The organism is Veillonella sp., assembly GCF_041333735.1.
GTDB lineage: Bacteria > Bacillota > Negativicutes > Veillonellales > Veillonellaceae > Veillonella.
The window spans coordinates 1,368,129-1,381,547 of record NZ_JBGKFB010000001.1 but is presented as its reverse complement, the minus strand read 5'-3'; the positions used below and the strand labels follow the sequence as shown (position 1 = coordinate 1,381,547).

The window sequence follows — 13,419 nt, the reverse complement described above, 5'->3', positions numbered from 1 at the left end:
TCCCCCTGTGATAATTCTTAATTATTGTGCACTTTCTTCAGTATTAACTGCTGTAGCTTGACCTGATTGTTGAGCATTTTGTTGAGCATCTTGTTGTTCTTGCGCTTTAGCTGCATTTTCAGCTTCTTTAATTTGGTCATCAGAAGCTTTACCCATCTTCGCGATCAAGTCGTCAGTTACATCAGAACCTCCGCCTACAACAGCACCTTTTTCAATAACTACATCAAGTTTTTTCTCTTTTACGAGTTCACCAACTTTTTGTTCTTGATATTGACGATATTCTTGAGCTTTTGCATTTGCAAAGGCATTTAATTCTTGATTAGCTTGGTTAAATACATTTTGTTTAGATGCTTCATCAGCAGAAGCAATTTTAGCATCTAGCTCAGCTTTTTTAGCGTTAATTTCTTTAGTAATTTCAATACCTTTTTCAGTACTATTTGCTACTTTCACGCTATCAACGTAACCAACATTATTAGAACCACAACCACCTAAAATAGCCATGGAAGCTACTAAAGATGCACCTAATACTAAAGATTTAATACGTTTATTCATAATATAACTCCTTATTGAACTCGATAGGACGCCTTCACTGCATCAGTAATATCAAGCCCCTTAATATTACCACCATCGTCGATGATGACTAAATCCAAATGTTGTTCCTCTGCAATAATTGCTACGCGCATACGAACATCTTCTAAAATGGCTTCATGAAGTGCACTCACTTCAGCTTCCTTATCTGAAAGCTTTTTAGCCCAAGAATCATTCCAATCCTGTGCTACAGGTAAGTTATTATTAGCAATGATCGATTGAGCTTGTTGTTGAACCATAGTATCACGTTTAGCCGCCAATTCCTTTTGCAAGGATGCAGCATATTGGTTAAGTTCTTCTTGACCTTTTTGTTGCATAGGCGCAAGTTCTGCCTGTACTTTAGCCTTAATAGAGTCTACATCAAGATTCGATGGTTTTCTCTTAGCTAATAATTCCTTTAGTCGCTCCTCTTTCTTAGCCTTTTCTGCCATAGCTGCTTGCTTTTGTGCATCATCAATATATACACGAGCATCATAAGCATATAAATCTAATTGGAGATTGACGATTTCAAGATCATATTCATTGGAACTAACCTTTAATTCCGCCAAATATTTTTGAGTAAGTTCGTTTCGTTTTGCATTCAATTGCTGATTCAATTCATTTTCTTTTGTTGCAATACGAGTTTGCAATTCCACCGTAAGAGCATCTGACAAGGTTGTATCTAACGCAAGAGATTTCAACTGTTCCTCTTGTGTCTCTGACTTGGCATTTAGAGCTTGTTGTTCTAATTCATATTGACGTTGCAAAAGATCCAATTCATTTTTAGCTTGTTTATAATCCTCATAGGAAGGATTAAATTCTAATACATCATCAATACGTACAACACCTATTGATACCCCATCAGGACTCTGCTGACGATTTGTCACAAATCCATAGGCCCAAACCATAGCACATAATGCAACAACGAGAAATATGGCAAATCCAATATATCGTTTTTTCCCGTTCATTGTCGTTCTCCCTTACATAGAACTACAGTTTATTTTTTGGCATCAGAAGCTAGTTTTTTCAATACTTGATCTGTAATGTCTACGCCACCGTATAATACAGTATCTTTAGTCATAACAACGCTTAAACCTTTAGCATCGCCAACTGCTTTTGCAGCCTCCATAGCTTTATCTTGAACAGATTTGGCAATCTCTTGATCTTTCTTTGCTAAGTTTTGACGAGCTTCTTCAGCAAGTTTTTGTTTAGTCGCATCATCTTGAGCTGCATCAATTTTAGCTTGTGTTTCTTGTTGTAATTGGCTTTGATAGCTCATATATTCTTGAGCTGCAGAGATATAAATTGGATTATCTTGAGACATCATACGAGATGTATCGATAACACCAATTGTACTATTACCGCTATTACCGCTTGGCGTAGCCATTTGTGTATACGCTAATGCGCCAATACCAATAATAAAAATAGCAGCAATGACGATGGAAAAGATTTTCACATTCGCCTTGTTGTTCATCATTCGCATCATAATAGAGTGCCCTCATTTCTTTAAATTACTGCATCAAAGGATGCCATATAGAGATATTGGTGAAAGCCTCTTTAGAAAAGAGGCCTCCACCATATACATTTACTATATTAGAATTGTGTGCCGAAGCTGAAGTGGAATTTATTTTTGTGTTTACCCACGCCATAATCAAGTTTAACTGGGCCAATTGGTGTAGTAATACGAACACCAGCACCAACGCCATAGTTAAAGGTTTTCTTGCTGTTGTACCATGTTACATTTGGTGCATCCCATGCATCACCGATATCAGTGAACAATACACCACTAACCTTTTTAACGATCGGGAAGCGGAATTCCAATGTAGCATTGTACATGTACTTACCACGGAATTGATCATCTTCGTAACCACGTAAGGAGTCTGCACCACCCAATGTGAACAATTGGCTATAAGGAGCATCACCTTGGATAAAACCACCACGTGCGCGGAATGCCAATACATTCTTAGCACCTAGTTTTTTATACATACGTGCTTCAGCTGTGAATTTGTAGAAGTCGAAGTCACCGCCTAAACCATGACCAGCCCATTGCGCTGTATAAGAAATACGACGACCACGTGTTGGTTCATAAATATTATCACGGGAATCGTATACCTTTTGCCATGTAATGGAATTGATACGACCGAAGTTATTTTTTACATAGTTATTAGATGCAAAGTTCCAGCTACCACCAGTGCTAGGGTTTGTATTATTCCAATCATTCCCACTACCAGTCGTATTTGAAATAGCATCTGTATCATAACGGTAACCAGAGCTATCATCACTATCCCATTTATAGGAATCTTTACGGGATTCAAGAGTCAAATAGTCACGAGTATATTCGCCTGTTTGACGACCGAAGGAAATATTGAAACCACGAGATTTCTTGTTATATTCTGCTACTTCATTACCATCTTCGTTGTAATCAGTGTATTCATCTTCACGGTTGAAGAAGGAGAAGCCAAGAGATGTACCTTTGCTATCAATCCAAGGTTTCAAGTAAGAGATTTGGTAGTTTTTATATTTTTTCTTACCACCGATTTCCCAGTGAACTTTGAATTTATCACCAGTACCGCGGAAGTTGTCTTCACCAAATTCAATGATACCCATCAAACCATCAGATTTAGAATAACCGGCGCCTAATGTAATAGTACCTGTTTTATGTTCCAAAACATCGATTTCAATGATTACATTGTTAGGATCTTGATCGCCAGGCAACATGCGAACATTCACATCATCAAAGAAGCCTAGGTTATATACGCGTTCTACAGAACGGCGTACCAAGAATTTATTGAAAGGTTTACCTTTCTTTTGAACGAATTCGCGAGTAATAACTTTATCGCGAGTTTTCTTGTTACCAGCAGGAACGATATCTTCAACAATACCTTCTACGATATGAACATGAAGCACGCCTTGGTCATCTACGCGAATACCATCAACATGTGCCAACATATAGCCATCGCGAGCGTATGCTGCGTTGATACCTTGAACCTTTTGGCCTACGTATACAGAGTTAAGAACTTGACCTGCTTGAAGGTCCATGAATTTAGTCAATACTTCAGAAGTATAAACTGTATTACCTTCGAAAGCTACACCAGTAGTAATTGGATTTACTGTAACAGCAAAGTCCAATTTAACGCCTTCAGGTACTGTTGTAAATACAGGGTTTACTTCAGAGAAGTAACCAGTATTACCAAGGTTAGTTACGTCTTTAAATACACCATCAACAGATACAGCATCGCCGATTTTTTCTGTCAAGATAGGCAATAATTGTGCTTGTTGTTCAGCTGTTACACCAGAAATAGATAAACCAGTAATTAATTTACCTACATATGGATTAATAGACTCAGCATTAGCAGATGTAACATATTGAGCTTCTACAGTTGTAACAGCTTGAGTTTGGCCATTTTCAGCAGCCTTATCAAGGTCAGTACCACCAGTAGTTTTAGACACCATTTTTACTTGTTTGTCATCTGTTTTTAAAGCAGCATTATTGACTGTAACAGTTCCGTCAGAACCTTTAACTACAGTGCCATCGCTAGATACAGTTGTATCACCACGAGCCGCTAAGATAGCTGCATCAGTTTCATCTTGTGTTGTTGCAGGTGTAGCTGCATCAGCATTGTAAACAGCTTGTGTAGTAGTAGCATCATTAGTAGTTGCTGCACTAGTTGTTGTTGTGTTATTTAAATCTGGAGTATAGCCAGCTTGTACCTCTGCAGCAAATACACTGCCTGTCCCCATGACAGCAGTCAATACAGATGCTGCAAGCATACTTTTATAGGCTTTTGGTTTAAACATAAATTCCTCCTAGAACTCATCCCCATAAAAAGTTTACATCTTGTTTTATAATGACTAATAAATCTTTATTATTATAGCATAAAATACTGGGAATGAGTACTATATTAAACAAATTTTATGAAATTAATATGACTAGAATGTGCATACCCATGGGATTTGCACACTCTAGCCATAAACTTAGAAGCTTCTTGTCCAACGACCACCTAAATAATTGTTTCCTTGCGATGTACGCCATGCAGTAAACTTGAGGTTTCGTTTTACAGAATACTCAACACCATATTTATTTTGTTTATTATTAATACCTTGAGAATAAGTAAGCATTACCTTTGGCACAATATACTTGCCAATTTCAATATTGTAATTACCTGCTGTTTCCCTATTAGTCGGTTCATCAGGATCAATGGAGCCTGTCGTAATATTAATCCTATCTAAACCTAATGTATTTTGCAATGCATCTTGCACATAGCCAAAAGCAAACATTTGAAGACCTGCTGTAGCAACAGCATTCACATCATCATTTGTCAATGTACTACTATTAGAATCTGCACCACGACCAAAGGTCAACATGGAAATAATTTGCTTTCTAGATAAGTTAGGATTGGACGACAAAGTAAGATCCATATGATCTACAGTCCCTTTTACACCAAGCATAATATTGTAGTTGCTTACATTCGTTTCAGCTTCTAATTGTAAATTTGGTAAATAGGAGCCTCCTACAAAGTGTGCATTCCCCTTCGTAATATTAAATACATGACTTAAGTATTTGAACGTACCAGATTTAACATCGAACTGGCCACTAGCAGTAGGATTTTGCAATGTACCACCGAAATGAACATCACCACCTATGAACATATTGTATAGAGTACGATCATATAGGCGCACACCCTTGCCAGCATGAATATTAACATCTACGCCCATGTTGGTGTTGCTTTCACTAGACTGCAAGGAAAGAGGAATCTTAAATTGGATGTTTTCTAGATCCAAATTACCTATCAAGGTAGGTAATCCATCACGTTCCGCAATGTAAAGTTCGCCATTTAATGGGCCTCTCACATATTCACTACGAACATCGAGTCCATCAAGTTGAAGGGCAGCCTTATAGTTGGTAAGCTCATGACCAGACCAATTTACCTTAGCCACTAAACCAGCACTACCTTTCCCCATATTGATACGAGATTGGAAATCCCCTTGTTGTCCAGAGAAAATTAAGTCTCCGTCAATACTAGTAATTTCATTATCTACATTGGCCAATTTCATAGTACCATTACGTACAGATACTGTGCCGTATGCCTCAGGTTGATCTATAGTCCCTGTAAGCCTAATTGCACCCTTTAACGGCCCCGTTGCATCTTTAACGCTAGTAGTAACAAGAGGAATAACAGCCATATCAGCTTCGTTAAAGTCAATTGTTACATCCATAGATTTAGCATCACTAGCGTCTAAATAACCAGATGTATAAATAGCTGCCAATGGAATTTTGCCATAAATACTGAGTTTATAGCCTCCTTTAGCGCCTTGAATACGTTGGATTTGAATGACATGATCTTGCATTGTAGCCAACGCAAAGCCTTCATCAATACCAATTCCATTGAACGAACCGGACTCTACTGCACCAGATAATTCCACCTTAGGATTTTTCGTTTCTCCAGTAACATTCACAACACCTGTTACCCAGCCTGTTGCTTGAATATCCTTACCTATGAGTGGTAAGAATGGCACTATGTCGACATCCTTTAAGGCTACTTGTAAATCAGCTTGCCCATCTAGATCCAATGTACCACCCATGGCGATGAGACCTTCATCAACAGGTAGTTTTAAGGTAGTAATTTTAAACTTCCGATTAGCTAAGCTAGCATCAATCGTTGCATCACCGACAACCTTATCATCAATACTAACATCATTAATTTTACCGTTAACAGTAACGCTTGGATTATCCTTTGTGCCACCAATTTCAACGGAACCATTCAATTGACCATCAAGATGCTCATCAGCTTGATCTAGTAATGCCAACAAATTCTTTACACTACCATTGGTAACATCTAAAACGCCAAATAACTGTTTACTATCATCGAGCTTCATGCCACCTTTGGCAACATAACGACCACCATTTGATTCAGCAAACGAAAAATCTTGTACATTTACGACGGATTTATCTGCATACACGTGGCCATGAATATCAGTCAATAATTGCCCATTTATAGATAAAGCATCAGATAAAATGTAACCATTAAACTGAGGGTTATCCATAGAACCTGTTATAGTACCACGGCCTGCTAGTAAACCATCCACCTTATAGTCGGTATTGATGAGCAATCTACCCATATCGATTTTCTTACCTTCAAAATCAATATTAATAGCCTCTTTTGATACAGTACCGCCACCTGTAATAGTCGCTCCGTAGCCTTCAATATCAAAGCGATATAATTCTAATCTTTCATTTTTATAGTTATACTTTGCAAAAGCATTAGTTATAAGCTTGCCATAGGCAGACCCATCCCATAAATGAGCTCGGCCTTCTACAATAGGATTGGCCACGGTCCCAGTTATATGGTTATCAGTTTCAAACCATCCTGTAATAGGAATATCGGTTATAGGACGAATTAGATTTTCAATACGTACAGCACGAGCTTTAGCATTTAAATCTAAGGCGTCAGTATTGATATTATACCAACCAGTAATATCATAGCCACCACTACCGTCACCGATATGACCATTTGTAATGGTTAGAACGTGATTGTCCAAAGTAATATCACTATGAATATCATTAAAATGAGCACCCTTATAGAGAACCTCTTGTCCCCATACAGTACCAGTCACATTCGGATTATCTAAGGAGCCTTTTACATTAATAGACGTGCTGACTGTACCAGCAACATCTTCACCTATGATTGAACTAAGTGATGTTAGCGGTAACGCATTACCAGAAATTGTAGCATCCACTTGACCATTTTGAATCGAACCATATCCACTAAAGGATCCAGTTCCCATATTCCCAACCATAGTTATATTGGTAAGATTGTCACTATGGGTTAAATCCGCTTTTACAGAATCCAACACTACACCACGGACCCCAATCTGATGGCCCTGAACAGCGCCTACAAGATCTGTAACTTGATTATTCTTACCCAAAACATGGATTTCTCCATCAACTGTCCCTGTAATAGGCATCGTCAAATCCTGTGTAAAAGCATCTAACGATAAGGCATGAACGTTAGCAACAGCGTCGAAATCATCTGTGTCTACGACGTATTGACCTTTAACTTTAGCATTACCAGTGCCAATAGACAATTGAGCATCATCGATACGAACTAATCCATTATCGTATACTACATTTCCCTGTACGCGGTCCACATGGTACCCTTTATAAGAAATACCATCACTGCCTATGGTTGCATCCACCCGCGGCGCTACAGTAGTGCCTCCAATATGCGCACGACCACCGACAATACCAGTAACCCCCACATCTGTAATGGCTTCTAGTTTTACCTTATCCGCTACAACATTAAGATTGAGATATTCTTCGTCTTTCCCCAATGTAATAAGACCATTAAGCTTCGCTACTTGATCATTGATACGCCAAGAGCTATGGCTAATAACAATTTGGTCATGATTGAGCATAATACGACCTTCACCATCAGTAATGGTATACATCGTATTGCCCCGCTTATAAGTGCCTGTTAAACCTTTAAAGCCTACATTGCCACTCATAATATATTGTCCATCTTCACTTTTAACATTGAGATGTAAATCTTGTAATTTCCCCTTCGTAACAACAAGATCTTTGCGTAACGGAATAAAGCTCATAATACCAGCAGTATCAATTTCATCGGCTTGTACAAAGACATCAAAATTAGATACATCGTCCATATCTATTTTGCCATTTACAAGGACAGATGAACCATCTACGTCAGCAGTAAATGCCCCTTTGGACATACCACTCATATTAAGAGCAACGGTGCCATCAAGGTTTTCAACATTGCGTTTAACGCCATCTTTAGTGCGCAGCGCTACATGACCATTATTAATGGCAATATCACCATCAAAACTACCCGATTTATTCGGATCAGATGGTTTAACTAACTTTTCTATACTCCAAGACCCATCGTTCAATTGCCATATGTGAAGATCAGGTGCATCCACGGTAACATTGGATATAGCTGTCGCCCCTGATGTGTTACCCCCAATTATACTTGGTAATGCAGATAGTTTAACCCCAACAGCTACATCTTGTGCCGTCCCTACTAAGTGACCATCCTGATCTTTAATCACCACATCTGATAAAACTACATCACCATTCCAATTGATACGAAGAGAATCATAGTCCACAGATCCGTTTATGGTATTATTTACTTGTTCTTTAACCATAGGTTCTACATAGGTCTTAGCTATAGGGTTTATACTAGCACCAACTGCAGATAATCCTAAAATTGCAGCCCCTATGAGACACCACTTTTTACGGGTCATAATGATCTCCCATACACATTATGAATAAAATAAATATATATACTAATCTTACCACACACACAGTAATAACTATAGTATTTTAAAGGTAAATTTTATAAAACTAATATATTTTTTTACTAATCATTTTCTACAATAACTACAGATAAAATTATTTACACATTACCATAACATAAAAATGAAAATATACAATGAATCTACGCTTTATAAATCTATAACAAAAAAAGACGACCGAAGTCGTCTTTTTTAGTATCCAATTATTGATTACCACCAAGTTGTGCTAATTGTTCAGTTGCACCACTGTTTGCAATAATTTCTGCACCTTGTCCAACTGGAGTATTCAATGGAACACCTGTCAATTGTTCAAGAGCTGCAATGCTAATATTGTAATTATAAAGAGCTTGTACATAGTTATTACGAGCATCTGTTAATTTAGTTTCCGCATCGAGTACATCAAGGTTTGTACCAACCCCTGCGCGATAGCGAAGTGTAGCAATACGGAAGCTTTCTTGACCTTGAGCAACTGCAGTTTGAGTGCTTTGGATTGTTTGCTCTGCAGAACGCAAGTTCAAGTATGCTTTTTGTACGGCTAATAACACATTATCTACAGCGGCTAAGTTGGCTTCTTTAGCTTTTTCTAAAGTATCAGTAGCCACTTTTACTTTATTTTGTGTTGCACCGCCATCCCATAGACTCCAAGAAGCCTTTGCTCCAATATGCCAAGATTTGTTACTTGTACCAAAGTAACCATCTGGATCAGCATAACCACGACCGGCTTCTACACCAACTGTAGGCAAGTAGCCGGACTTAGCCTTTTTCAAAGCTTCTTCAGCCTCTTTTACAGCCATAGCAGATTTTACAAGGGCTGAGCGATGAAGCAACGCATAGGCTTTAGCTTGTTCTAATGTCACATTATAAGGTTTATATTGTAAGTCATGTTCTGCTGTATTAATAGCTGTTTGTACAGGATATGCAATAACTTGATTCAAGCTAGCCTCTGATAAATTTGCAGAGTTTTGTGCTTTTACAAGATTCGTTTCAGAATCAGCGAGATTTGTTTTAGCAGCCAACACATCAGAACTAGCAACCAAACCAACATTATATTGAGCTTGTACATTTGTTACATGACCTTGGTAATCTTTCACAGATTGCTGAGCCACATCAACAAGATTGCGGTTCATGATCAAAGTATAGTAACCACTGATCGCATCGTATTTTGCTTGTTGAAGTGATTCTTCATAACTTGCACCAGCCCCTTCTCGTGCATAACGAGATGCATCAATGGACGCATCTAATTCAGGACTAAATACAGGTGCACTAATCGTAAAACTATGACTACCAGTCTTGCTTGTTACATTTCGTCCAGTCATAGCGTTCACACCATTACTTCTAGCCCCTTGCCACGTATAAGAAATACTAGGATTTTTACCAGCTGCGGTAGCACTTACAGTATCTTTTGCAGCTTGATAGTCCCATTTAGTTTGTTTTGCAGTACGGTTATTCGCCAATGCCAACTCTATGGTACGAGACTCATCGAGGTCCAATTTGCTCTCATATGTTTTGCTATCTTGAACAGATTTTTCAGCTAATTGCTTTTGTGTTAATTGAATCGCTTCTTTTTGATATTTGCTTAATTGGTCTCCATTATTAACGGAAGTTGTAACTACATCAGCAGCCATTGCACCTGTAGTAGCTAAGGAGAGCATTACACCTAAGGATAAAACCTTTTTATTCATAATATGTACCTCCATACTCACCTAAAGTGAATGTATTAGTCTTTAAAATACTTGTTTGATACCAAAGTAGGTACCACCATTCGTGGAACCGAACGGTCTGGTCATTTGAATAACCCCATAAGTATCTTTATGTAAACGTATGTCACTACGAATACGATATTTACGATTGTTAAGGTCATATACCGCTGCGGATAATGAAACAGGACCACGTAAATTATAGTCAACGCCAAGTCCTAATTCACTTTCAAAAATACCGCCACGTACTAGCCATTTAGAGCTAACGAATCGACCTGCATTTAAATCGAATTTAGTGCCATCACCGATATTGGAAAGGCCAAGCTCAGCCATACCTTTATCATTATAAGCACGAACGCGACCATTGATGCGGAATTCATCATCTGTTGTGTTATATAACAAATCTACAGAAGGCTCAACTTTAGTAGATGACTTTTTTTCAACATTATTTCCATCTACTACATTTCCACTTGCATCAGTTTGATATGCTTTACCACCCATCAATTTGTTGATGCGAGCCGAAATTTGTGCCGTATTATGTAATGTTTCCTTAATATTTTCCTGTGCTTTAGGATCAGTTACAGTAGACTCCATAGAACGAGCCATATTATCTACACGATCCGTAGTTTGTTTTAAGTTAGTCAAAATAGCACGCATATCATTGCCTGCATTACCATCTGCATTAAATTGTTGAGCAGCTTGATTTAGCTGTGCCGTTACATCAGCCATATTTTGTGTAATCGCTACAGCATTATCAGCCATCGTCGCAGTAGATTGCAATGAATGTTTAAGTGCATTTTGCGTTACTGGATCACCAATAATATTATTGATAGATTGCAACATTTTTTCGGTGCCATCCATTAATTTTTGAGCGCTTTGCATCGCTTTATCCATAGCGTCTGCACCTTCGCCCTTAACAGAGTCACCATCTTGTAAAAATACCTTAGATTGACCTGGTGAAATTTGAATAAATTTATCGCCTAAAAAACCATCTGATCCCAATGTAAATGTAGAATCACTTGGGATTTGTGTTTTTTCATCAAGCTTCATTTTTACTACAACACCATGCGGTGTAATCTCGATATCAGAGACATTACCGATGGCCACACCTGAATATTTAACTTGATTGCCATTTTTTAGGCCATTAACTTGAGCAAAATCGCCAGTAATCGTCATTTGTGGCTTAGCCCATATATCAATGCGGCCTACAAAAAGTATTCCCGCAATAAATAGAGCTATACCTATTATTGTGAAAGCCCCTACCTTGGCCTCCGTCGTCCACTTCATTATACATCTCCCATCGCAGATACATTAATTGGTTCTGCTTCACCATGAATAAACTGTTGTACCTTTTTATTTGTAGAATTCTTAAAGTCTATTGTATCAGAAATTTCCACAAATTTCCCCTTATCAAGTAAAGCTATGCGATCTGCCACATAAAACGCGGATTGCATATCATGCGTTACTACGATAGAAGTACAACCAAGCCGTTGTTGCATTCCCTTAATTAGCATACTAATCGTACCAGATGTAATAGGATCCAAGCCGGATGAAGGTTCATCATAGAGGATTAAGCTTGGATCTAGCGCTATGGCGCGAGCTAAGCTAACGCGCTTTTTCATACCGCCAGACAATTCGTTAGGCATATAGGATTCATACCCTTTCAAACCGACCCAATCTAGTCGCTCTGCTACAATACGTCGTATCTCATCATCCCCCAAGTCCGTATGTTGACGCAAACCAAAGGCCACATTTTCGCCTACCGACATAGAATCAAACAGAGCAGAGTATTGGAATACCATCCCCATTTTTCTTCGTACTGTATTAAATTCATCTTCAGATAATGTTGTAATATCTGTGCCATCTACAATAATCTGTCCTGATGTAGGGCGCTGTAAGCCAATTAATAATCGAAGCAAGGTACTTTTACCACTGCCACTACCACCTAATATGACTAACGTCTCCCCATCATCAATGGTGAGATTAATAGAGTCTAAAATCACACGTGACTCATAGGCAACTACAACATCGCGTAGTTCTATCATAAATCCCTCTAGCGTATCTACTAATATAACAAGGTAGATAAAAAGTAATTTAATACAAATACTAAAATAATACTAGTTACAACAGAACTAGTTGTGGAGAAGCCTACAGCTTCTGCGCCCATTTTAGTTTCCATTCCCTTATAGGCCCCTACCAATGCAATAACAGCACCAAATACACTGGACTTAATTAGCCCAAGTGTGAAGTCTGAAATGGTAGAAAACATTTGAATAGAATCTAAATAGGTACTTGGTGCTAACCCTTTGATAGCGGTAGCTACAAAGTAGCCGCCCGCAATCCCAATCACAACACCATAAAATGCCAAAATTGGCACCATAATCATACATGCTACTACACGAGGTACCACAAGATAACCTATAGGATCGACAGCCATAACACGAAGCGCATCGATTTGTTCGGTTACCTTCATTGTACCGATTTCAGCCGTGATGGCAGCGCCAACACGGCCAGCTAGTACTACCCCTACCAAGATGGGACCTAATTCACGTCCCATAGCAACAGCCATAAGACCACCTACGGTGCTTTGTGCACCATATGTAATTAATACATCTGTAATCTGTAAGGTCATAACCGCCCCTGCAAATAGTAGCGTTAAGCTAATAATCGGCAATGAATCTACACCTAGGTGAGCCATCTGCTGGAATACATGCCACAGATTAATCATTTTCAGTTGTTTTATTGTTTGCCACACTAATAATGTAGCACTACCCATCTGTGATAGGCCATGTATTACAACACGACCTATCGATTCAAGCCAATTCAACAGTCTAGCCCTTTC

Annotated in this window: 9 protein-coding genes; all 9 read right to left on the bottom strand. The window is 38.5% G+C overall.

The genetic code is table 11. The features are described from left to right. Nucleotides 1-21 precede the first annotated feature (21 nt). Complete coding sequence (locus ACDF53_RS06310) at nt 22-552, bottom strand: hypothetical protein (protein WP_370815761.1); 531 nt, start codon at nt 550-552, stop codon at nt 22-24. 11 nt (nt 553-563) lie between these two features. Then, a complete protein-coding gene (locus ACDF53_RS06305; RefSeq protein WP_370815760.1) occupies nt 564-1,535 on the bottom strand; it encodes a hypothetical protein in 972 nt (323 codons plus the stop codon). 29 nt (nt 1,536-1,564) lie between these two features. Next, nucleotides 1,565-2,053 carry an OmpH family outer membrane protein gene (locus ACDF53_RS06300; protein ID WP_295792582.1) on the bottom strand — a complete coding sequence of 163 codons (489 nt, stop codon included), beginning with the start codon at nt 2,051-2,053 and terminating at the stop codon, nt 1,565-1,567. 107 nt (nt 2,054-2,160) lie between these two features. Beyond that, nucleotides 2,161-4,365 carry an outer membrane protein assembly factor gene (locus ACDF53_RS06295; RefSeq protein WP_370815759.1) on the bottom strand — a complete coding sequence of 735 codons (2,205 nt, stop codon included), beginning with the start codon at nt 4,363-4,365 and terminating at the stop codon, nt 2,161-2,163. Between the two features lie 177 nt (nt 4,366-4,542). Next, nucleotides 4,543-8,829 (bottom strand): translocation/assembly module TamB domain-containing protein, encoded by a 4,287-nt coding sequence (locus ACDF53_RS06290; RefSeq protein WP_370815758.1) that lies wholly within the window; start codon nt 8,827-8,829, stop codon nt 4,543-4,545. Between the two features lie 254 nt (nt 8,830-9,083). Then, nucleotides 9,084-10,562: a TolC family protein gene (locus tag ACDF53_RS06285; protein WP_370815757.1), complete on the bottom strand. Its 1,479-nt coding sequence runs from the start codon at nt 10,560-10,562 to the stop codon at nt 9,084-9,086. A gap of 42 nt (nt 10,563-10,604) precedes the next feature. Then, a complete protein-coding gene (locus tag ACDF53_RS06280) occupies nt 10,605-11,864 on the bottom strand; it encodes an MlaD family protein (RefSeq protein ID WP_370815756.1) in 1,260 nt (419 codons plus the stop codon). Next, entirely contained in the window at nt 11,864-12,622 is a 759-nt protein-coding gene (locus ACDF53_RS06275; RefSeq protein ID WP_295781359.1) for an ABC transporter ATP-binding protein, read from the bottom strand. The genes ACDF53_RS06280 and ACDF53_RS06275 overlap by 1 nt, the downstream gene beginning before the upstream one ends. Before the next feature lie 20 nt (nt 12,623-12,642). Further along, nucleotides 12,643-13,404, bottom strand: coding sequence for an MlaE family ABC transporter permease (locus tag ACDF53_RS06270; protein ID WP_370815755.1), 762 nt, complete (start codon nt 13,402-13,404; stop codon nt 12,643-12,645). Nucleotides 13,405-13,419: the final 15 nt, after the last annotated feature.

Bases quoted from the DNA above. Each gene is read 5' to 3' on its own strand.
- ACDF53_RS06310 (WP_370815761.1), bottom strand. From the start codon at position 552: ATGAATAAACGTATTAAATCTTTAGTATTAGGTGCATCTTTAGTAGCT.
- ACDF53_RS06305 (WP_370815760.1), bottom strand. From the start codon at position 1,535: ATGAACGGGAAAAAACGATATATTGGATTTGCCATATTTCTCGTTGTT.
- ACDF53_RS06300 (WP_295792582.1), bottom strand. From the start codon at position 2,053: ATGATGCGAATGATGAACAACAAGGCGAATGTGAAAATCTTTTCCATC.
- ACDF53_RS06295 (WP_370815759.1), bottom strand. From the start codon at position 4,365: ATGTTTAAACCAAAAGCCTATAAAAGTATGCTTGCAGCATCTGTATTG.
- ACDF53_RS06290 (WP_370815758.1), bottom strand. From the start codon at position 8,829: ATGACCCGTAAAAAGTGGTGTCTCATAGGGGCTGCAATTTTAGGATTA.
- ACDF53_RS06285 (WP_370815757.1), bottom strand. From the start codon at position 10,562: ATGAATAAAAAGGTTTTATCCTTAGGTGTAATGCTCTCCTTAGCTACT.
- ACDF53_RS06280 (WP_370815756.1), bottom strand. From the start codon at position 11,864: ATGAAGTGGACGACGGAGGCCAAGGTAGGGGCTTTCACAATAATAGGT.
- ACDF53_RS06275 (WP_295781359.1), bottom strand. From the start codon at position 12,622: ATGATAGAACTACGCGATGTTGTAGTTGCCTATGAGTCACGTGTGATT.